18 protein-coding genes and 1 pseudogene are annotated in these 21,273 nt (G+C 69.3%); 15 read left to right on the forward strand and 4 right to left on the reverse strand.

The window, feature by feature from the left end; genetic code table 11:
* Positions 1-84: 84 nt before the first annotated feature.
* Together A5727_RS05850 and A5727_RS05855 are read right to left on the reverse strand one after the other, a co-directional pair.
* Positions 85-840, reverse strand: a pseudogene (locus tag A5727_RS05850) (serine hydrolase domain-containing protein); the annotation flags it as partial.
* A gap of 50 nt (positions 841-890) precedes the next feature.
* Positions 891-1,505 carry a class I SAM-dependent methyltransferase gene (locus tag A5727_RS05855; RefSeq protein ID WP_068246060.1) on the reverse strand — a complete coding sequence of 205 codons (615 nt, stop codon included), beginning with the start codon at positions 1,503-1,505 and terminating at the stop codon, positions 891-893.
* A 95-nt stretch (positions 1,506-1,600) separates the two neighbouring features.
* On the opposite strand from A5727_RS05855, the gene pyrR reads away from it, so the two are divergent.
* The 7 genes from pyrR (at position 1,601) to pyrF (ending at position 10,308) form a co-directional block, all read left to right on the forward strand.
* Entirely contained in the window at positions 1,601-2,173 is a 573-nt protein-coding gene (pyrR, locus tag A5727_RS05860) for a bifunctional pyr operon transcriptional regulator/uracil phosphoribosyltransferase PyrR (RefSeq protein WP_068246063.1), read from the forward strand.
* Complete coding sequence (locus tag A5727_RS05865; RefSeq protein ID WP_068246068.1) at positions 2,170-3,111, forward strand: aspartate carbamoyltransferase catalytic subunit; 942 nt, start codon at positions 2,170-2,172, stop codon at positions 3,109-3,111. The genes pyrR and A5727_RS05865 overlap by 4 nt, the downstream gene beginning before the upstream one ends.
* Positions 3,108-4,409 carry a dihydroorotase gene (locus tag A5727_RS05870; protein WP_068246071.1) on the forward strand — a complete coding sequence of 434 codons (1,302 nt, stop codon included), beginning with the start codon at positions 3,108-3,110 and terminating at the stop codon, positions 4,407-4,409. Before A5727_RS05865 ends, A5727_RS05870 begins: the two co-directional genes overlap by 4 nt.
* The gene (locus A5727_RS05875) at positions 4,406-4,936 is read left to right on the forward strand and encodes a PH-like domain-containing protein (RefSeq protein ID WP_068246074.1); all 531 of its coding nucleotides are present in this window, start codon (positions 4,406-4,408) and stop codon (positions 4,934-4,936) included. Before A5727_RS05870 ends, A5727_RS05875 begins: the two co-directional genes overlap by 4 nt.
* Positions 4,933-6,057: a glutamine-hydrolyzing carbamoyl-phosphate synthase small subunit gene (carA, locus tag A5727_RS05880; RefSeq protein ID WP_068246077.1), complete on the forward strand. Its 1,125-nt coding sequence runs from the start codon at positions 4,933-4,935 to the stop codon at positions 6,055-6,057. Before A5727_RS05875 ends, carA begins: the two co-directional genes overlap by 4 nt.
* An 88-nt stretch (positions 6,058-6,145) precedes the next feature.
* Positions 6,146-9,487: a carbamoyl-phosphate synthase large subunit gene (gene carB / locus A5727_RS05885; RefSeq protein WP_068246082.1), complete on the forward strand. Its 3,342-nt coding sequence runs from the start codon at positions 6,146-6,148 to the stop codon at positions 9,485-9,487.
* 2 nt (positions 9,488-9,489) lie between these two features.
* Positions 9,490-10,308: an orotidine-5'-phosphate decarboxylase gene (gene pyrF / locus A5727_RS05890; RefSeq protein WP_068246083.1), complete on the forward strand. Its 819-nt coding sequence runs from the start codon at positions 9,490-9,492 to the stop codon at positions 10,306-10,308.
* 163 nt (positions 10,309-10,471) lie between these two features.
* Here pyrF and A5727_RS27785 read toward each other — a convergent pair whose 3' ends face one another.
* Positions 10,472-10,963: a hypothetical protein gene (locus A5727_RS27785; protein WP_197507600.1), complete on the reverse strand. Its 492-nt coding sequence runs from the start codon at positions 10,961-10,963 to the stop codon at positions 10,472-10,474.
* A 502-nt stretch (positions 10,964-11,465) separates the two neighbouring features.
* Here A5727_RS27785 and mihF point away from each other — a divergent pair.
* From mihF to metK, 5 genes are all read left to right on the forward strand, one after another.
* Positions 11,466-11,783, forward strand: coding sequence for an integration host factor, actinobacterial type (gene mihF / locus A5727_RS05900; RefSeq protein WP_068246092.1), 318 nt, complete (start codon positions 11,466-11,468; stop codon positions 11,781-11,783).
* Between the two features lie 7 nt (positions 11,784-11,790).
* Entirely contained in the window at positions 11,791-12,381 is a 591-nt protein-coding gene (gene gmk, locus A5727_RS05905) for a guanylate kinase (RefSeq protein ID WP_068246095.1), read from the forward strand.
* A 68-nt stretch (positions 12,382-12,449) separates the two neighbouring features.
* A complete protein-coding gene (gene rpoZ, locus A5727_RS05910; RefSeq protein ID WP_068246097.1) occupies positions 12,450-12,764 on the forward strand; it encodes a DNA-directed RNA polymerase subunit omega in 315 nt (104 codons plus the stop codon).
* Between the two features lie 47 nt (positions 12,765-12,811).
* Entirely contained in the window at positions 12,812-14,050 is a 1,239-nt protein-coding gene (gene coaBC, locus A5727_RS05915) for a bifunctional phosphopantothenoylcysteine decarboxylase/phosphopantothenate--cysteine ligase CoaBC (protein ID WP_068246100.1), read from the forward strand.
* Positions 14,051-14,176: 126 nt separating this feature from the next.
* A complete protein-coding gene (gene metK / locus A5727_RS05920) occupies positions 14,177-15,388 on the forward strand; it encodes a methionine adenosyltransferase (protein ID WP_068246103.1) in 1,212 nt (403 codons plus the stop codon).
* 111 nt (positions 15,389-15,499) lie between these two features.
* Here the strand turns inward: metK and A5727_RS05925 are convergent, their stop codons facing one another.
* Positions 15,500-16,435 (reverse strand): alpha/beta hydrolase, encoded by a 936-nt coding sequence (locus A5727_RS05925; RefSeq protein ID WP_068246106.1) that lies wholly within the window; start codon positions 16,433-16,435, stop codon positions 15,500-15,502.
* Between the two features lie 242 nt (positions 16,436-16,677).
* Here A5727_RS05925 and A5727_RS05930 point away from each other — a divergent pair, with 242 nt between their 5' ends.
* The 3 genes from A5727_RS05930 to A5727_RS05940 all read left to right on the forward strand — a co-directional run.
* Positions 16,678-17,364: a lysoplasmalogenase gene (locus tag A5727_RS05930; RefSeq protein WP_068246107.1), complete on the forward strand. Its 687-nt coding sequence runs from the start codon at positions 16,678-16,680 to the stop codon at positions 17,362-17,364.
* A gap of 50 nt (positions 17,365-17,414) precedes the next feature.
* The gene (locus A5727_RS05935; protein ID WP_082949623.1) at positions 17,415-19,382 is read left to right on the forward strand and encodes a primosomal protein N'; all 1,968 of its coding nucleotides are present in this window, start codon (positions 17,415-17,417) and stop codon (positions 19,380-19,382) included.
* 100 nt (positions 19,383-19,482) lie between these two features.
* Positions 19,483-21,273: DUF2207 domain-containing protein (locus tag A5727_RS05940; RefSeq protein WP_068246113.1), on the forward strand; the 1,791-nt coding region annotated here is incomplete at its 3' end.

The following is a 21,273-nucleotide window of genomic DNA, read 5'->3' on the forward strand; positions in this document are numbered from 1 at the left end:
CGGAGAGCAGGGGGTGCCGTCGAGGACACCGTCGTGATTATCCTGGGCGTCTATGATGTGTCAGGCTGCCCGGGGCCCCCACCGCCCGGCGCGGCCCGGCCACACGGGCGGCGCGACGATGGGAGCGGGCCCCATGACATCGTGTTTCAACGTGTTCTGCGCGTCGAGCTGGTACATGGTCGCGGCGCGCCGACGCGCCTCGGGGGAGAGGAAGAAACCGGTGTCGGTCATGCCCAGCGGCTCGAAGATGCGCTCGGACAGGATCTGGTGCAGGGGCCTGCCCTCGAGGCGGGAGAGCACGATGCCCAGCACGTCGGTGGCGTGGCTGTAGGTCAGCTGGTCACCCGGTTGGTGCACCAGCGGCAGTGCGGCCAGCTCGGAGAGCCAGCGGTCCTGGTCCTGGCGCATCGGCAACCGGGCGTAGGCGCGAGCGATCGGACCGGGGACCGAGAACTGGTAGGCCAGCCCGCTGCGGTGGGTCATCAGATCGTCGATCGTGATGGGGCGCCGCGCCGGCACGGTGTTCTCCAGCCCGCCGCGCAGGTCGGTCAGCACACGCATGTCGGAGAACTCCGGCAGCCACCGCGTGACGGGATCGCGCAGGGACAGGCGGCCCTCGTCGACCAGGCACATGGCGGCCGCGACCGTCACCGGCTTGGTCATCGACGCGATCCGGAAGACGGTGTCGCGCTGCATCGGCAGGTTGGCGTCGATGTCGCGATAGCCGACCTCGTTGACCTGCAGCACTTCTCCGCGCTGCCACACCAGGGTCACCGCCCCGGCCAGCAGACCCGCATCACAGGCCTCGCGAATGGAGGCGGCGTTGCCGTCGAGGTTCACCACGTGGTTCAGGTTACTGGGCGCCGAGGGTGGGGCTCAGGCTGTGGGGCTCAGGTGACCGGCCCACGGTGCGCGCGCACCCACCACATGATCGCGGGAAGTCCCTCGTCGATCGGCATGGTGACCGAATCCAGCGCGGCGACATGCCAGCCCGCGTCCTGCAGCGTGCGGAGCAGGGTCTGCTCCGAGACCATCGGCCGCGGCCAGTCCCCGGCTTCGGCGTTGGCGTCGGAGAACGCGCTGAGCAGCAGGGTCGCACCGGGCCGGGTGGCGTGGTGCACGGCCCGGGCGTAGCTGGACTTGGCCTCGTCGTCGAGGCAGTGATAGCAGCCACTGTCGACGACGGTGTCGAACGCGCCCGCGTACCCCTCGAGTTTCGTGGCGTCCGCCACACCGAACGTCACCTCGATGCCGGCGTCGCGAGCCCGCTGTTCGGCCGTGGCGATCGCGGTCGGGGCGAAGTCCAGACCCGTCACGTGGTGTCCCTGCTGCGCCAGGAAGATGGCGTTGTCTCCCAGGCCACAGCCGATGTCGAGGACGTCGCCGTGCACCAGTCCGGACTCATGCCAGGCGATGACGTTCTCCTTCGGCCCGTGGGTGTCCCAAGGGGCCGGAACCTCGCTTCGATAGAGCGCTTCGAAGTCGTCGATCGGGCTTCCCGTCATTTAGTCGAGCGTACTCAGTGCTGCTAAGCTGCCCGGCAGTTCGACATCCTTTAACGGACCGTCCAGAGAGGCGGAGAAGGAGGTCAGGCTCACTCGTGGGCTCTGAAGACAATGACCGGGAACTGATGTCCCCCGCGGACGTCAGTCGCACCGTCTCTCGCATCGCCCACCAGATCATCGAGAAGACCGCGCTCGACGGCGCCGACGCGCCTCGCGTGGTTCTTCTGGGAATCCCCACCCGCGGCGTCATTCTCGCGTCCCGCCTGGCCCGCAACATCGCCGAGTTCTCCGGTGTGCAGGTCGCCAGCGGTGCCCTCGACATCACGCTCTACCGCGACGATCTGAACACCAAGCCGCCCCGCCCGCTGGAGGACACCTCGATCCCCGAGGGCGGCATCGACGGCGCCCTCGTGGTCCTCGTCGACGACGTGCTCTACTCCGGACGCTCGGTGCGGTCAGCGCTCGACGCCCTGCGTGACATCGGCCGCCCCCGCGCGGTGCAGTTGGCGGTGCTGGTCGACCGCGGCCACCGCGAACTGCCGATCCGGGCCGACTACGTCGGCAAGAACGTGCCCACCTCGCGCAGCGAGAACGTCAAGGTGCGCCTGGTCGAGCAGGACGGCGAGGACGGCGTGAAGATCGCCCCCCATGGAGGTCCCGCTCGATGAAACACCTGTTGACCGCGTCCGACCTCACCCGTGACGAGGCGACCGCGATCCTCGACGACGCCGACCGCTTCAGCCAGGCGCTGCTGGGCCGCGAGGTCAAGAAGCTCCCGACGCTGCGCGGCCGCACCGTCATCACGATGTTCTACGAGAACTCCACCCGCACCCGGGTGTCCTTCGAGGTCGCGGGCAAATGGATGAGCGCCGACGTGATCAACGTCAGCTCGTCGGGCTCCTCGGTGGCCAAGGGCGAGTCGTTGCGGGACACCGCGCTGACCCTGCGGGCAGCCGGGGCCGACGCCCTGATCATCCGGCATCCGGCCTCGGGGGCCGCCCAGCAGTTGGCCGAGTGGACCGCGAGCGCCGACGGCGGCCCGTCGGTCATCAACGCCGGCGACGGCACGCACGAACACCCCACGCAGGCACTGCTGGACGCGTTGACGCTGCGTCAGCGCCTCGGCTCGATCGAGGGCCGCCGCGTGGTGATCGTCGGCGACATCCTGCACAGCCGGGTGGCCCGGTCCAACGTCATGCTGCTGGCCACGCTCGGTGCCGAGGTGGTGCTGGTGGCGCCGCCGACGCTGCTGCCGGTCGGGGTGGCCGACTGGCCGGTGACGGTGTCGCACGACCTCGACGCCGAACTGCCCGTCGCCGACGCGGTGCTGATGCTGCGTGTGCAGGCCGAACGGATGAACGGCGGGTTCTTCCCGTCGCAGCGCGAGTACTCGGTGCTCTACGGGCTTTCGGAACGCCGTCAGGCCCTGTTGCCCGGCCATGCCGTGGTGCTGCATCCCGGGCCGATGCTGCGCGGCATGGAGATCGCCTCGGCGGTCGCCGATTCGTCGCAGTCGGCTGTGCTGCAACAGGTTTCAAATGGAGTGCATGTGCGGATGGCGGTGCTGTTCCACCTGCTGGTGGGTGCTGAGGAAGTGGTCGCGTGAGCGTGTTGATTCGAGGGGTCCGGCTCTACGGCGAAGGTGACGCCGTGGACGTGCTGGTCGAGGGTGGCCAGATCGCCGAGATCGCCCCGAGCCTGCCCACCGACGGGGACACCACGGTCATCGAGGCGACGGGGCAGGTGCTGCTGCCGGGTTTCGTCGACCTGCACACACACCTGCGCGAACCGGGTCGCGAAGACACCGAGACCATCGAAAGCGGTTCGGCCGCAGCCGCATTGGGTGGATACACCGCGGTGTTCGCGATGGCCAACACCAACCCGGTGGCCGACTCGCCGGTGGTCACCGACCACGTCTGGAACCGGGGCCAGCAGGTCGGCCTGGTCGACGTGTACCCCGTCGGCGCTGTCACCGTCGGTCTGGCGGGCACGCAGTTGACCGAAATGGCGATGATGGCCAACGGTGCCGGTCAGGTCCGGATCTTCTCCGACGACGGCAAGTGCGTGCACGACCCGCTGGTGATGCGGCGCGCACTGGAGTACGCCAAGGGACTGGGCGTGCTGATCGCCCAGCACGCCGAGGAACCGCGCCTGACCGTGGGCGCCGTGGCCCATGAGGGTCCCAACGCCGCGCGCCTGGGCCTGGCCGGATGGCCGCGTTCGGCCGAGGAGTCCATCGTCGCCCGCGACGCGATCCTGGCCCGCGACGCCGACGCCCGGGTGCACATCTGCCACGCCTCCACGGCCGGCACCGTCGAGATCCTCAAATGGGCCAAGGCGCAGGGCATCTCGATCACCGCCGAGGTCACTCCGCATCATCTGCTGCTCGACGACACGCGGTTGGCGAGCTACGACGGCGTCAACCGGGTCAACCCGCCGCTGCGGGAGGCCTCCGACGCCCAAGCCCTGCGGCAGGCCCTGGCCGACGGCGTGATTGACTGCGTCGCCACCGACCACGCGCCGCACGCCGAACACGAGAAGTGCTGTGAGTTCTCGGTCGCCCGCCCCGGCATGCTCGGACTCGAGACGGCGTTGTCGGTGGTGGCCGAGACCATGGTCGCCCCGGGCCTGCTGACCTGGCGCGGAGTGGCCGCGGTGATGAGCGAGGAGCCCGCCCGGATCGCGGGGCTGCCCGATCAGGGCCGGCCGCTGGAGGTCGGTGAGCCGGCCAACCTCACCGTCGTCGACCCCGAGGCCACCTGGACCGTGGCAGGCGCGGAGATGGCGAGCAGGTCGGCCAACACCCCGTACGAGGAGATGACGCTGCCCGCCGTGGTGACCGCGACACTGCTGCGCGGAAAGATCACCGCCCTGCGGGGCGAGGTTGGCGGGGGCCAGCGATGAACACCCCCACGCTGATCGGCTCGCTGGTCTTCGCGGCCGTGGTGGCGGCGCTGATCGCGTTCCTCATCCACCTCGTGCTGCGGGGCTGGCGCCACCGCGCCGAACGGCAGGTCGCGCTGCTCGGCCAGATGCCGGGCCTGCCCGACACCGTCGGGCCCGCGTTGATCCCGGGTGTCAAGGGCCTCTACGTCGGCAGCACGTTCGCGCCGAGCTGGCAGGACCGCATAGCGGTGGGGGATCTGGGGTATCGCTCGAAGGCCGTGCTCACGCGTTACCCCGAGGGCGTGATGGTGCAGCGCAGTGGCGCGACGCCGATCTGGATCCCGGACGAGTCGATCGTCGCCATCCGCACCGAGCGCGGCATCGCGGGCAAGGCCATGACCCACGACGGGATCCTGGCGATCCGTTGGCGACTGCCCTCGGGCACCGAGATCGACACCGGATTCCGGGCCGACGACCGTCGGGAGTACGCAGAGTGGGTGTCGGGGGGAACAGACGGAGCATCAGATGGAGCGGAGATCGCATGACCGGCAGTAAGGCAGTCCTGGTACTCGAGGACGGGTGGGTGTTCACCGGCACGTCGTTCGGGGCCGTGGGCCAGACTCTGGGTGAGGCGGTGTTCTCCACCGGGATGTCGGGCTATCAGGAGACCCTGACCGATCCCAGCTACCACCGGCAGATCGTGGTCGCGACCGCGCCGCAGATCGGCAACACCGGCTGGAACGACGAGGACGGCGAAAGCCGCGGCGACAAGATCTGGGTCGCCGGGTACGCCGTGCGCGACCCGTCGCCGCGCGCGTCGAACTGGCGGGCCACCGGAACCCTCGACGACGAACTGGTCCGCCAGAACATCGTCGGCATCGCGGGCATCGACACCCGCGCCGTGGTGCGGCACCTGCGCACCCGCGGGTCGATGAAGGCCGGCATCTTCTCGGGTGCGGCCCTGGCCGACATCGACGAACTGGTCGCCCGGGTGACCGGGCAGGCCGCGATGCTGGGCGCCGACCTCGCGGGCGAGGTCAGCACCCGTGACGGCTACGTCGTCGAGGCGGAGGGGGGACACCGGTTCACGGTCGCCGCGCTGGACCTGGGCATCAAGACCAACACGCCGCGCAACTTCGCGGCCCGTGGGATCCGCAGCCACGTGCTGCCGTCGTCGACCACCTTCGAGCAGATCGCCGATCTCAAGCCGGACGGCGTGTTCCTGTCCAACGGCCCGGGTGACCCCGCGACCGCCGACCATGTCGTCGCGGTGACCCGCGAGGTGCTCGGCGCCGGGATCCCGTTGTTCGGCATCTGTTTCGGCAATCAGATCCTGGGCCGCGCTCTGGGCCGATCGACCTACAAGATGACCTTCGGGCACCGCGGCATCAACATCCCGGTGATCGACCACATCACCGGCCGGGTCGCGATCACGGCGCAGAACCACGGCTTCGCGCTCGAAGGGGAGGCCGGCGAGGAGTTCGACACCCCGTTCGGCACCGGCGTCGTCAGCCACACCTGCGCCAACGACGGTGTCGTGGAGGGCATCCGGCTGGCCAACGGCCGGGCCTTCTCGGTGCAGTACCACCCCGAAGCCGCCGCGGGTCCGCACGATGCGGAGTACCTGTTCGACCAGTTCCTCGATCTCATGGCGGGGGAGAAGTGACCTCAAGCTCCGCGAGCGACCACATCTGTACGCCCGTGACGGCGTGTCGGCGCACCGACACGCCCGCTCGCGGTGAAGGGAAGAAGTAATGCCACGCCGCACTGATCTCAAGCACGTCCTGGTGATCGGCTCGGGCCCGATCGTCATCGGACAGGCCTGCGAATTCGACTATTCGGGAACCCAGGCGTGCCGCGTGCTGCGCGCCGAGGGCCTCGAGGTCAGCCTGGTCAACTCCAATCCGGCGACCATCATGACCGACCCGGAGTACGCCGACCACACCTACGTCGAGCCGATCACGCCGGCGTTCGTCGAGAAGGTCATCGCCCAACAGGCCGAGCGCGGCAACAAGATCGACGCGCTGCTGGCCACCCTCGGTGGGCAGACCGCGCTCAACACCGCCGTCGCGCTGTACGAGAACGGTGTCCTGGAGAAGTACGACGTCGAGCTGATCGGCGCCGACTTCGACGCCATCCAGCGCGGTGAGGACCGGCAGAAGTTCAAGGACATCGTCGCCAAGGTCGGCGGCGAGTCCGCGCGCAGCCGCGTCTGCTACACCATGGACGAGGTCCGTGAGACGGTCGCCGAACTGGGCCTGCCGGTCGTCGTGCGGCCCAGCTTCACGATGGGCGGCCTGGGCTCGGGTATGGCCGCCAGCATCGAGGACGTCGAGCGGATGGCCGGCGACGGCCTGGCCGCGTCCCCCTCGGCCAACGTGCTGATCGAGGAGTCGATCTTCGGCTGGAAGGAGTACGAACTCGAGCTCATGCGCGACGGCCGCGACAACGTCGTGGTGGTGTGCTCGATCGAGAACTTCGACCCGATGGGTGTGCACACCGGGGATTCGGTCACCGTCGCGCCCGCGATGACGCTGACCGACCGGGAGTACCAGAAGCTGCGTGATCTGGGCATCGCGATTCTGCGCGAAGTCGGCGTCGACACCGGCGGCTGCAACATCCAGTTCGCGATCGACCCCAAGGACGGTCGCCTGATCGTCATCGAGATGAACCCGCGCGTCTCGCGGTCCTCGGCGCTGGCGTCCAAGGCCACCGGGTTCCCGATCGCCAAGATCGCCGCCAAGCTCGCGATCGGCTACACGCTCGATGAGATCGTCAACGACATCACCAAGGAGACCCCGGCCTGCTTCGAGCCGACGCTGGACTACGTCGTCGTCAAGGCGCCGCGGTTCGCGTTCGAGAAGTTCCCCGGTGCCGACGCGACGCTGACCACCACCATGAAGTCGGTCGGTGAGGCGATGTCGCTGGGCCGCAACTTCATCGAGGCGCTCGGCAAGGTCATGCGCTCGCTGGAGACCAAGCGTGCCGGGTTCTGGACCAAGCCCGACCTCGAGGACGACGTCGAGGCCGTGCTGACCCGCCTGCAGACACCCACCGACGGTCGGCTCTATGACATCGAACTCGCGCTGCGCCTCGGTGCCTCCGTGGAACGCGTCGCGAAGGCCTCCGGCGTGGATCCGTGGTTCGTCGACCAGATCGCGCGCCTGGTCGACCTGCGCTCGGAGCTCGCCGACGCCGCGGTTCTCGACGAAGCCCTGCTGCGCCGCGCCAAGCACCACGGCCTGTCCGACGGTCAGATCGCGGCGCTGCGCCCGGAACTGGCCGGCGAGACCGGCGTGCGTGCGCTGCGCGAGCGCCTCGGCATCCATCCGGTGTACAAGACTGTCGACACCTGCGCCGCGGAGTTCGAGGCCAAGACGCCCTACCACTACAGCAGTTACGAACTGGACCCCGCGGCCGAGACCGAAGTGGCTCCGCAGACTGAGAAGCCCAAGGTCATCATCCTGGGTTCGGGACCCAACCGGATCGGCCAGGGCATCGAATTCGACTACAGCTGCGTGCATGCCGCCACCACGCTCAGCGCGGCCGGCTTCGAGACCATCATGGTCAACTGCAACCCCGAGACCGTGTCCACCGACTACGACACCGCCGACCGCCTCTACTTCGAGCCGCTGACCTTCGAGGACGTCCTCGAGGTCTACCGTGCCGAATCCGAGTCCGGCGCAGGCGGTCCCGGGGTCGTCGGCGTGATCGTCCAGCTCGGCGGGCAGACCCCGCTGGGACTGGCCGAGCGCCTCGAGAACGCCGGTGTGCCGATCGTCGGGACCAAGCCCGAGGCCATCGACCTGGCCGAGGACCGTGGCCGGTTCGGTGAGGTGCTCACCAACGCGGGCCTGCCCGCGCCCCGCTTCGGCACCGCCACCAGCTTCGAACAGGCCCGCAAGATCGCCGGCGACATCGGCTATCCGGTGCTGGTCCGGCCGTCCTACGTGTTGGGCGGGCGGGGCATGGAGATCGTCTACGACGAGCAGACCCTGCAGGACTACATCACCCGCGCCACCGAACTCTCGCCCGAGCACCCCGTGCTGGTCGACCGATTCCTCGAGGACGCCATCGAGATCGATGTCGACGCGCTGTGCGACGGCACCGAGGTCTACATCGGCGGCGTGATGGAGCACATCGAGGAGGCCGGCATCCACTCCGGCGACTCGGCGTGCGCGCTGCCGCCGGTCACGCTGGGCCGCACCGACATCGCCGCGGTGCGCCGCGCCACCGAGGCCATCGCGCACGGTGTGGGTGTGGTGGGCCTGCTCAATGTGCAGTACGCCCTCAAGGACGACGTGCTCTACGTGCTGGAGGCCAATCCCCGCGCCAGTCGCACGGTTCCGTTCGTCTCGAAGGCCACCGCGGTGCCGCTGGCCAAGGCCTGCGCACGGGTCATGCTCGGCGCGACCATCGCCGAACTGCGCGCCGAGGGTCTGCTGGCCGCCGAGGGCGACGGTGCCAGTCCCGCACCGCAGGCCCCGATCGCGGTCAAGGAGGCCGTGCTTCCGTTCCACCGGTTCCGCAAGTCCGACGGTTCCAACGTCGACTCCCTGCTGGGACCGGAGATGAAGTCCACCGGCGAGGTCATGGGCATCGACTCCGACTTCGGCACGGCGTTCGCCAAGAGCCAGACCGCGGCCTACGGGTCGCTGCCGGTCAAGGGCACGGTGTTCGTGTCGGTGGCCAATCGGGACAAGCGCTCCCTGGTGTTCCCGGTGAAGCGCCTGGCAGACCTGGGTTTCCGGGTTCTGGCGACCGAGGGCACCGCGGAGATGCTGCGGCGCAATGGGATTCCGTGCGATGAGGTGCGTAAGCACTTCGAGTCGCCGAGTTCGGAACGTCCCGCCATGTCGGCGGTCGACGCGATCCGCGCCGGTGAGGTGAACATGGTGATCAACACGCCGTACGGCAACTCCGGGCCGCGCGTCGACGGCTACGAGATCCGCGCCGCCGCAGTGCAGATGAACATCCCGTGCGTGACAACGGTGCAGGGTGCGTCCGCCGCGGTGCAGGGCATCGAGGCCGGCATCCGCGGTGACATCGGGGTGCGCTCCCTGCAGGAACTGCACGCCGCACTGGACGGGCACTGACGGTGGCGGGGTTCGGGGTCCGGCTGGCCGAGGCCGTCGCGGCCCGCGGACCTCTGTGCCTGGGCATCGACCCGCATCCGGGACTGCTGGACGCGTGGTCGCTGCCGCGCACGGCCGACGGACTGGCGGCGTTCAGTGCGATCTGCGTCGAGGCGTTCGCCGACTTCGCCGTCGTCAAACCCCAGGTGGCGTTCTTCGAGGCCTATGGCTCAGCAGGTTTCGCGGTGCTGGAACGCACCATCGCGGATCTGCGCAGCGCTGGAGTGCTGGTGCTGTCCGACGCCAAGCGCGGTGACATCGGCACGACCATGGCCGCCTACGCGCAGGCCTGGGCGGGGGAGTCGCCGTTGGCCAGTGATGCGGTGACCGCGTCGCCGTATCTGGGCTTCGGCTCACTGACGCCCCTGCTGGACACCGCGGCCGAGCACGGTCGCGGAGTGTTCGTCCTGGCCGCCACCTCCAACCCGGAGGGTGCCAGTGTGCAGGGTGTCGTGCGCGACGACGGTCGCACACTCGCGCAGTCGATCGTCGACGAGGCCGCGGCCGTCAACGCCGCGGACCCGCCCGGGTTCGTGGGCGTGGTCGTCGGCGCGACGCTGACGTCGGTGCCCGACGTGAGCGGCCTCGGCGGCCCGGTGCTGGTGCCCGGCGTCGGGGCCCAGGGCGGACGCCCAGAGGCGCTGCGGGGACTTGGTGGCGCGCATCCCGGTCAGCTTCTGCCCGCGGTGTCCCGCGAGGTGCTGCGCGCGGGTCCGCAGGTGGCCGACCTGCGCACCGCGGCCGAGAAGATGCGTGAGGCCGTCGCCCACCTCGCGAACTGAGCCGGCGGGGTCGTCACTTCGGCTCGCGTGAGAGGCGTCGCTCGGCGTGCCGTCGTGGGCCCGGCGCACCCCCGTCATCCGCGAATCCGCGCGAAACTCAAACCTCTGCGACGAATCACGGCGTGCCGTCGCAGAGGTCTGAGTGTCGCGGATCAGGACTGGGTCACAGCGGGATCCAGATGCCGAAGAACCAGAAACCCCAGTGGTTGAAATCGGGCCGGAAGATGGGCGTCACCCAGCGTCCGCGGTAGTTGAACGGCTGGTGGTCGAACCGACCCTGGTCGATGCCACGCCAGGCCAAGCCGGGTGGCGGTGGCGGCGGGGGACCGCCGAATCCGCCTGGAGGCCTCTCAGGTCCCGATGGAGGCCCTCCAGGGCCGCCGGGGCCCCACGGACCCCCTGGGCCCCCGGGATGGCCCGGAGGACCCTGCTGAGGCCCACCGGGGCGATCTGGGCCACCGGGACCGCCCGGGCCACCGGGACCCCCAGGACCGCCCGGCTGCTGGCAGCCGGGAACGCACGGTGGGCCGCCTGGACCGCCGGGACCGCCCGGACCTCCAGGCGCTGCGGTCGCCACACCGGCCCCGAGGGCCGCGGCGGACAGTCCCGCGGTGATGAGAATCGCTGACGCGCTGGTCAGGCGCTTGAGACGCATGGCGTTTTCCTTCCAGAGGCAGGAGAAGAGACGAGCGCCCCCGACTGCGGGGAACGTTAGGTCTGCTACCTATGACTGGGCTGTCAAACACATGTGTGTGCCGTAGGCAGCGGCCTCCGATCCGACACGCCGCGACACGCACGCAGACTTTCGGCGAACTTCGTCGCCCGTGCCGCCGTCGAACCGTCTGACCTGGGCAATGCGGCGCCGATCACGTCGGCTGGCGTTGAAATGGCATCTGTACTGGGCAAACACCACGGAACCAGGCACCGTCGGTGAGAGCATGGAGCCGTTCGCGGAGGTGATCTTGTGCATCTGAACCCCGCGATGTGGGCCCCAATACGCTGGGGCTTTGACCGCGAAACCAGGGGGTGGGGTTAGATTTCGTCACAGAGCCTGGGTACGGTCGTCGTCGCTGGCTGGCGTACCCCGGCCAAGGCACAACAAGTCGTTGACACCCATGTGTCTTCGGCGCGAGAAATGGCAATGAGACGGAGGAATCGTGGCCCTTCCCCAGTTGACCGACGAACAGCGCGCGGCAGCGTTGGAGAAGGCTGCTGCCGCTCGTCGAGCACGAGCCGAACTCAAGGATCGGCTCAAGCGCGGCGGCACCAACCTCAAGCAGGTCCTGAAGGACGCCGAGACCGATGAGGTCCTCGGCAAGATGAAGGTTTCCGCTCTGCTGGAGGCCCTGCCCAAGGTCGGCAAGGTCAAGGCGCAGGAGATCATGACTGAGCTGGAGATCGCCCCGACCCGCCGCCTGCGCGGTCTCGGCGACCGGCAGCGCAAGGCGCTGCTGGACAAGTTCGACCCCTCCTAAGCGGTCAGTGGACACTGGCGGAGGACCGGACGGCCGCGTGGTCGTGCTGTCCGGTCCTTCCGCGGTCGGTAAGTCGACCGTCGTTCGCTGTCTGCGGGAACGAATCCCCGAGCTGTACTTCAGCGTCTCGGCCACCACCAGGGCTCCGCGCCCCGGTGAGGTCGACGGTGTGGACTACCACTTCGTCTCCGCAGAGCAGTTCCAGGGCCTGATCGAGCGCGGTGAGCTGCTCGAATGGGCTGAAATTCACGGTGGCCTGCAGCGCTCGGGAACTCCGAGGGAAGCTGTGCAGGCCGCCATGCATGCCGGTCGACCCGTGTTGATCGAGGTCGACCTCGCGGGCGCGCGTGCCGTCAAGGCCGCCATGCCGACCGCGTTGAGCGTCTTCCTGGCCCCACCGAGTTGGGCCGCCCTGGAGGCGCGCCTCGTCGGGCGGGGCACCGAATCACCCGAAGTCATGGAGCGCCGGCTGGCCACCGCCCGAGCGGAACTGGCGGCCCAGGACGACTTCGACGTCGTCGTCGTGAACAGGGAATTGGAAAGCGCCTGCTCCGAATTGGTATCCTTGCTGGTGGGACATGCGCCGGAGGCCCGCTAACCGGGCTTTTTGGGGGAGTCGACAGCCAGCGCCGCCCGACACTTTCACACCATCTGCCAGGAGATTCAGTGACCAACTCGAACGCCGACACCCTGACTGCCACCGATGCGGTCGACGCCGCGGGGTTCGGCGCCTACGACACTCCGCTGGGCATCACCAACCCCCCGATCGACGAGCTGCTGGACCGCGTGTCGAGCAAGTACGCGCTGGTGATCTACGCCGCCAAGCGCGCCCGTCAGATCAACGACTACTACAACCAGCTCGGTGACGGAATCCTCGAGTACGTCGGCCCGCTGGTCGAGCCCGGCCTGCAGGAGAAGCCGCTGTCGATCGCGATGCGCGAGATTCACGCCGATCTGCTTGAGCACACCGAGGGCGAGTAACGACTCAGGCCCACACCGGTGAGCCCTAGCGGAGGAGAGCGATCCTGATGGCTCGCAAACGGATCATCGTCGGTGTGGCAGGCGGAATCGCCGCCTACAAGGCGTGTTCTGTCGTTCGTCAACTCACCGAGGCGGGCCATGAGGTGCGGGTCGTCCCCACCGAGTCCGCGCTCAAGTTCGTCGGCGCCGCCACGTTCGAAGCCTTGTCGGGCAACCCGGTGCGCACCGGGGTCTTCGAAGATGTGCCCGAGGTGCCCCATGTCCGCATCGGGCAGCAGGCCGACCTGGTGGTCGTGGCCCCCGCGACCGCCGACCTGCTGGCCCGCGCGGTGGCCGGACGCGCCGACGATCTGTTGACCGCGACGCTGCTGACGGTTCGCTGTCCGGTGCTCTTCGCCCCGGCCATGCACACCGAGATGTGGCAGCACCCCGCGACCATCGACAACGTCGAGACGCTGCGTCGCCGCGGCGCCGTCGTCCTCGAACCGGCCTCGGGCCGTCTGACGGGGGCGGACACCGGACCGGGCAGGCTTCCCGAACCCGAAGAGATCACGACCCTCGCCGAACTCCTGCTGGCCCGCGCCGACGCGCTGCCCCACGACCTCGCAGACGCCAGAATCCTGGTGACCGCAGGCGGCACGCGCGAACCTCTGGACCCCGTCCGCTTCATCGGCAACCGCAGTTCCGGCAAGCAGGGCTACGCCGTCGCCCGGGTGGCCGCACAGCGCGGCGCCGAGGTGACCCTGATCGCCGGGAACACCGCGGGCCTGGCGGACCCGGCAGGTGTGCACGTCGTGCGCATCGGATCGGCGGCACAGCTGCGCGACGCGGTGTCCAAGCACGCCCCGGACGCCAATGCGCTGGTGATGGCCGCCGCCGTCGCGGACTTCCGGCCCACCAGCGTCGCGACCGCCAAGATCAAGAAGGGCGCCGAGGAGCCCAGTTCGATCGACCTGATCCGCAACGACGATGTGCTGGCCGGCGCCGTGCAGGCCCGCACCGAAGGCCAACTGCCCAATATGCGGGTGATCGTCGGTTTTGCTGCCGAGACCGGGGACGCGAACGGCGACGTGCTGTTCCACGCGCGCGCCAAGCTTCGGCGTAAAGGGTGTGACCTGCTCGTCGTCAACGCGGTCGGGGACGGCCGAGCATTCGAGGTCGACCACAACGACGGATGGTTGCTGGCCGCCGACGGCACCGAGTCGGCACTTGAGCATGGGTCGAAGACGTTGATGGCGAGTCGTATCGTGGACTCGGTCGCGGCACTGCTCCAGGATCGGGGTTAAACGCCGCCCGTGCGGCTCAGGTTGCGCAGAAGTGTTGCCCTTGGGGACGCTGCCGAGGTCTGATCGCGCGGCGATATGCTTCGACAAACTAAATGACCAGGCTTTGGAAGCCGGAAGGACGAGAACGTGAGCGATAAGAGTCGGCTGTTCACCAGTGAGTCGGTGACCGAGGGGCATCCCGACAAGATCTGTGACGCGATCAGCGACTCGGTGCTCGACGCGCTTCTCGCTCAGGACCCGCGGTCCCGGGTCGCCGTGGAGACACTGGTCACCACCGGCCAGGTCCACGTGGTCGGTGAGGTCACGACGACGGCCAAGGAGGCCTTCGCCGACATCACCAACATCGTCCGTGAGCGCATCCTCGACATCGGCTACGACTCGTCGGACAAGGGCTTCGACGGCGCCTCCTGCGGGGTGAACATCGGCATCGGCGCGCAGTCCCCGGACATCGCGCAGGGCGTCGACACCGCCCACGAGGCCCGCGTCGAGGGCGCGGGTGATCCCCTGGACGCGCAGGGTGCCGGTGACCAGGGCCTGATGTTCGGTTACGCCATCAAGGACACACCCGAGCTGATGCCGCTGCCCATCGCGCTCGCACACCGCCTGTCGCGCCGACTGACCGAGGTCCGTAAGAACGGCGTGCTGGACTACCTGCGTCCCGACGGCAAGACCCAGGTCACCGTGCAGTACGACGGCACCACTCCGGTCCGCCTGGACACCGTGGTGCTCTCGACGCAGCACGCCGCCGGCATCGACCTCGAGTCGACGCTGACCCCGGACATCCGCGAGAAGGTCGTCAACACCGTGCTGGCCGACCTCAACCACGACACCCTGGACACCTCCGACTTCCGGCTGCTGGTCAACCCGACCGGCAAGTTCGTGCTCGGCGGCCCGATGGGCGACGCCGGGCTGACCGGCCGCAAGATCATCGTCGACACCTACGGTGGCTGGGCCCGCCACGGCGGCGGCGCCTTCTCCGGCAAGGATCCGTCAAAGGTGGACCGTTCGGCGGCCTACGCGATGCGCTGGGTGGCCAAGAACGTTGTCGCCGCCGGCCTGGCCGAGCGCATCGAGGTCCAGGTCGCCTACGCGATCGGCAAGGCGGCACCGGTGGGCCTGTTCGTCGAGACGTTCGGTTCGGAGACCGTCGACCCCGCCCGCATCGAGAAGGCCATCACCAGCGTGTTCGACCTGCGGCCCGGCGCGATCATCCGCGACCTCGACCTGCTGCGGCCGATCTACGCGCAGACCGCGGCCTACGGCCACTTCGGGCGCACCGATGTGGAACTGCCGTGGGAGCAGCTGAACAAGGTCGAGGAGCTCAAGGCTTCGGTCTAGCAGGCTTCGGTCCAGCTGATCTCGAAATGGCGCTGAGGGTCGTGATCCACGCCGGATCACGACCCTCAGCGCATTCTCGGCGCGGGAGTCGGGCTCGGCGCGCCGCCGATCTCAGTCGTGCAGTGCGCGGCGAAGCGCGGCCATACCGCGGTCCTTGGCCTCGGTGGTCGCGGGCACCAGACCGGCGAATGCCAGGTAGCCGTGCACCAGCGTGTCGGCGTTGTCATATGTGACCGGCACTCCCGCAGCCTCGAGCAGTTCGGCGTACCAGCGGCCACCATCGCGCAGCGGGTCGTGTCCGGCCACCGCGACGTACGCGGGCGGCAGCCCAGCCAGGCTCGCCGCGCGTTCGGGCGCCAGGGACGCGGGCAGGGCGGCCGGATCCGTCAGGTCGACGTGACCGGCGTACCACGCAGTGAACCCCTCGACCGCGGCCAGGTCGAGAATCGGCGCGTCGGCGTTCTCGGCGAAGGAAGGCAGTGTGACGTCTGAGGTGATCGCCGGGTACCACAGAAGCTGGAACACCAGGGCCGGGCCGCCCTCGTCGCGCGCCATCTGCGCCACCACCGCGGCGAGGTTTCCGCCCGCCGAGTCACCGGCCACCGCGAGACGGCTCGGATCTCCGCCGAACTCCTCGGCGTGTTCGCCGACCCAGCGAGTCACGGCCCAGACATCCTGCACCGCAGCCGGATACGGGTATTCGGGCGCGAGGCGGTACTCCACGGCCACGACGATCGCCTCGGCGTCCACGGCGTGCTGCCGGGCCACGTTGTCGTAGGTGTCAAGATCGCCGACCGCGAATCCGCCGCCGTGGAAGAACAGCACGACCGGCGCGGAGGACTCGTGCTGCGCCGGCCAGTAGATCCGAATCGGGATGTCCCCAGCCGCGCCGGCGACCCGGCGGTCCTCGCTGCGCACATCGGGATACAGGGCCGGGCGTGGCAGGTCGGCGAACAGCTTGCGGGCCACGTCGGGCCCGTCGGCGGGCGTCAGCCGGAAGGGTGCGACGTCGAGCACCTGCTGAAGGATCGGATCGATGCTTGCCATCGCACCAACCTAACCGGACGACGAAGCGCGGCGACGAAGGAGTCCGGGCGAGGAGTTCGGTGGTGGGCTGGGCCGGACGACGAAGCGCGACGACGGAGGAGTCGGGTGAGGAGTTCGGTGGTGGGCCGGGTCGGACGACGATGCGCGGCGACGAAGGAGTCCGGGCGAGGAGTTCGGTGGTGTGTCCAGCCACGCCTGTCCGCTACCTTCGCAGGGTGGTCACGCCAGAACTCAGAACCCAGATGTGGTTGGCCGGTGCGGTCGTCGGTGCCGCCTACGGTGTATTCCTGATCGCCGTCGCGGTGTCCTCACCCGCCGGCGCAGCCCTGACCGGGCAGTTCGCCGGTCAACCCGTGGCGAAGGCGCTGATGGCCGTCCTGCTGGCCGCCGCGGCCGCCGCGCATCCTGTGGTTCGGGAGCGAAGGTGGCTCGTCGCGGCCCTGCTGTTCTCGGCTCTGGGCGACTTCCTGCTGGCGATCCCGTGGTGGGAACCGTCGTTCGTCGGCGGTCTCGGCGCCTTCCTGGTGGCCCATGTCTGCTTCCTCGGGGCGCTGATCCCGCTGTGGTCGCCGTCGCCGGTGCGCCTGACCGCCGCGGCAGCCGTCGTCGTGTCGTGCATCGCGCTGCTGATCTGGTTCTGGCCGAATCTGGCCGAACAGGGGCTCACGGTGCCGGTGGTCCTCTACATCACGGTGCTCGGGGCGATGGTCTGCGCGGCGTTGATGGCCCGCCTCCCCACCCTGTCGACCGCGGTGGGTGCGGTGTGCTTCGCGGTGTCGGACTCGATGATCGGCATTTCGGAGTTCGTCCGCCACGATCAACTGCTGGCGGTCCCGATCTGGTGGGCTTATGCGGCCGCGATGGTCATGATCACCGCGGGCCTGCTCTTTCGGCGTACGTCGGTGCGGCCTGCTGAACTGGTGCGGTGACCAGTACCCGGACAGCGGCCGAGCACGAACCCATCGCCCGGGTGCTGCCGATGCTCACGGTGCCGCACCTGGATCGCGAGTTCGACTACCTGGTCAGCGCCGAACAGTCCGATGACGCCCAACCCGGGGTCCGGGTTCGAGTGCGGTTCCACGGTCGGCTGGTCGACGGGTTCATCCTGGAACGGCGCAGCGACACCGACCACGCCGGGAAACTCGGCTGGCTCGATCGGGTGGTGTCGGCCGAACCGGTGCTGACCCCGGAGATCCGCAGGCTGGTCGACGCCGTCGCGGCACGCTACGCGGGCACCCGTGCCGACGTGCTGCGGCTGGCCATCCCACCCCGGCACGCCCGCGCGGAACGCGACACCGCGACGGCGGAAACACCTTTGACGTTCGAGCCCCCGGACCCGACGCCGTGGTCGGGATATCGCGGAGGGGAGTCGTTCCTGACGGCGCTCGCCGAGGCGCGGGCCGTGCGCGCGGTGTGGCAGGCGCTGCCCGGGGAGTCCTGGGCCGACCGGTTCGCCGACATGGCCGCGGCGACGGTGTGCGGCGGACGCGGCGTCGTCGCGGTGGTCCCCGATCAGCGCGACGTCGACGCCCTCTATGCGAGCACCGTGGCGCGACTCGGCAAGGATGCGGCCTCGACGGTCGTCGCGCTCTCCGCGGGCCTGGGCCCCTCCGCGCGCTACCGGCGGTGGCTGGCGGCCCTGCGCGGCAACGCCTCGGTCGTGATCGGCACCCGCAGTGCGGTGTTCGCGCCCGTGACGGCGTTGGGCCTCGTGTTGGTCTGGGACGACGGCGACGACACCCTGGCCGAGCCTCGCGCGCCCTATCCGCACGCGCGTGAGGTGGCGATGCTGCGGGCGCACCAGATGCGTTGTGCCGCAGTGATCGGCGGTTACGCCCGCACCGCCGAGGCGCAGGCCCTGGTGCGCAGTGGATGGGCCCACGATCTGGTGGCGACGCGCCCCGTCCTGCGGGCCCGTGCGCCGCGCGTGGTGGCACTGGAGAACGACGGCTTCCAGCAGGAGCGGGATGCCGCCGCGCACTCCGCACGTCTGCCCTCGGTCGCACTGCAGGCCGCTCGCACCGCACTGCAGGCCGAGCGACCGGTGCTGGTGCAGGTGCCGCGGCGCGGGTACGTGCCGTCACTGGCGTGCGCGAAATGCCGCACCGTGGCCCGCTGCCGACACTGCACGGGCCCGCTTTCGCTCACCGATCGGCTCACCACCGGCGCGGTGTGCCGATGGTGCGGGCGTCACGATTCGACACTTCGCTGCGTGCGCTGCGGTTCGGATGCGGTGCGGGCCGTCGTGATCGGATCCCGCAGGACCGCAGAGGAGTTGGGCCGCGCCTTCCCGGGGGCGACGATCGTCACGTCCTCAGGTGAGTCGATGGTCAGCACGGTCGAGGATGGTCCGGTGGTCGCGGTCGCGACACCGGGTGCCGAACCGTGTGCACCGCAGGGCTACGGCGCGGCACTGCTGTTGGACGCGTGGGCGCTGCTGGGGCGACAGGACCTGCGCGCCGCGGAGGACACACTGCGCCGGTGGCTCGCGGCGGCCGCCCTGGTGCGTCCCCATTCCCAGGGCGGGACGGTGGTCGTGGTGGCCGAGGCGTCGCTGCCCACGGTCCAGTCCCTGGTGCGCTGGGACCCGGTGGGGGCGGCCGAGGCCGAACTCGACGGCCGCGCCGAGGTGGGTCTGCCGCCCAGTGTGCACATCGCGGCCCTCGACGGGACCTCCGATGGGGTCACGGCGCTGCTGGAGGCGGCGGGGCTGCCCGGTGACCTCGCGGGGCCGATGGACGTCCTCGGCCCAGTCGACCTGCCCGTCGGCGCCCGTCGCCCGGCCGGACTGGACCCCGACGCCGAGGTGATCCGCATGCTGGTGCGCGTGGGACGCGGCCAGGGCCTGGACCTGGCGTCGGCCCTTCGGCGTGCCACCGGGGTGCTCAGCGCGCGCCGGGACCATGAATTGGTGCGAGTTCAGGTGGATCCACTGCACATAGGCTGAGGGCCACCAACCGAGGGGAAACCTGTGTGGAGAGTTCTGGGCTCGCGGATCACGCGGTTGCCCTTATTGTGTAGCCCAGCACAGAGAGTCGGGGTGATGCATGGGTTGGTTGGGACGGCTGATCAAGTGGACGATCCTGTTCCTCCTGCTCGCTGCCGCCGTGCTGTGGCCCGCGGTGTTCACCGACGCACCCGACGAGAACGCCGACCCGCCGTCGGATCCGGTGACCATCACCGACTACGTCGCCGACTATCAGGTGGACGTGGACGGCAACATGACCGCGACCGAAACGATCACCACGAACTTCCCCAGCGGCAGACACGGCCTGTTCCGTTACTGGGATGTGCTCAATCCCAACAACTCCCGCATCCGCCAGGTGCCCGAGATCACCTCGATCCTGATGGACGGCGAGACCATCCCGTACGAACTGCTGTGGCGCAACGGGGACCGGTTCCGCGTCGCGAAGATCGGTGACCCGGACAGCTACCTGGACTACGGCGAGCACATCTTCGAGATCCGTTACACCGTCCCGGGAGTCCTGGATCCGGGCGACACCGGGGCGGCCAGGAGTTTCGCCAGCGACACCGGCGCGATCGACGGCACACCGCCCACGGTGTTCTTCTGGAATGTGATCCCGCCGGGCTGGGACAACTACATCTATCGCTCCGCCGTCACCGTGACCCTGCCCGCGGCCATCACCGGTGCACAGTGCTCGGTGGGAGTGGGAACGGGTGAGCCGTGCGCACAGCTGAGTGCCGACGGCAGGACACTCACCGTGGCGACCGAGGGGCTCGAACCGCGCACCCCGGTGACCGTGCGGGCCGGGTTGGACATGCCCACGCCACCCCGGGCCGAACTGCCCTGGGGCGGGGAATTCGACCGGATCCTGGGGCGGTCGGTGTCCGGGGTCCAGTGGATGCTCGGCGTGACGATTCTCGGTGCGATCGGTGCGGCCCTGCTGTATCGGAGCACGGTGGAGAAGCCGCCGGGGTTCCCGTTGCAGTACGCGCCGCCCGAGGGCCTGGGCCCCGTGCAGACCGAGTACATCCGCACCGAGTCGGTCAGCGGCCACGCCGTCACCGCCACGCTGTTCCACCTGGCCGACCGCGGCCTCATCGAGATGAATCAGGTCGGTGACAAGAAGTGGTCGATCCGCAACGACGCCAAGCTCGCCGACTGGGCCGACATCGACCCCATCAGCCTGACGTTGGCGTCCGCGCTGAAGATCAACAAGCCCGGCGGCGAGTTCGACGCCAACGGCTCGGTGAAGTCGGGGGAGCGGCTGTCGGAAGCCAAGTCGGCGCAGGACCAGGCGGTGCGCCAATGGGCGTTGGGGCAGGGTCTGGTGGTGAAGCGCCGCGTGGAGTACATCGTGCGGGTGGTCAGCGTGATCGCGCTGATCCTCACGGGCATGGCCGTCTTCAGATTCCTCTTCCCGGCCACCATGTGGGTGATTCCCTTCGCAGTGGTGTTCCTGCTCACCGCGCCCTCGTGGACCGACGGCGTCGGAACGCGGCGCACTGAGGCAGGACGGGAGTTGTGGTCGCGGGCGGGCGGATTCCACCGCATGCTGGTCACCGATGCGGCCGAGGCTCGATTCGACTTCGCGGCACGCAAGGACCTCTACACCGCGTATCTGCCGTTCGCGGTCGCCGCGGGGGCGGCCGCGCTGTGGGCCAAGAAATATCAGGACCTCACCGGACAGGTTGCCCCACAACCTGATTGGTATCATTCTTCGACTTCGGGACAGTCCTTCACGGACGGTTCCGGTGCACCCAGTTTCGACAGTTTCGAATCCGCTCTGTCCTCCTCGATCGGCGCCTACACGGCCAGCCAGACGTCCTCCAGCAGTGGAGGTGGCGGTGGTGGTGGTGGTGGTGGTGGAGGGGGG

Origin of the sequence: Mycobacterium sp. ACS4331, assembly GCF_001667265.1 — a bacterium.
GTDB lineage: Bacteria > Actinomycetota > Actinomycetes > Mycobacteriales > Mycobacteriaceae > Mycobacterium.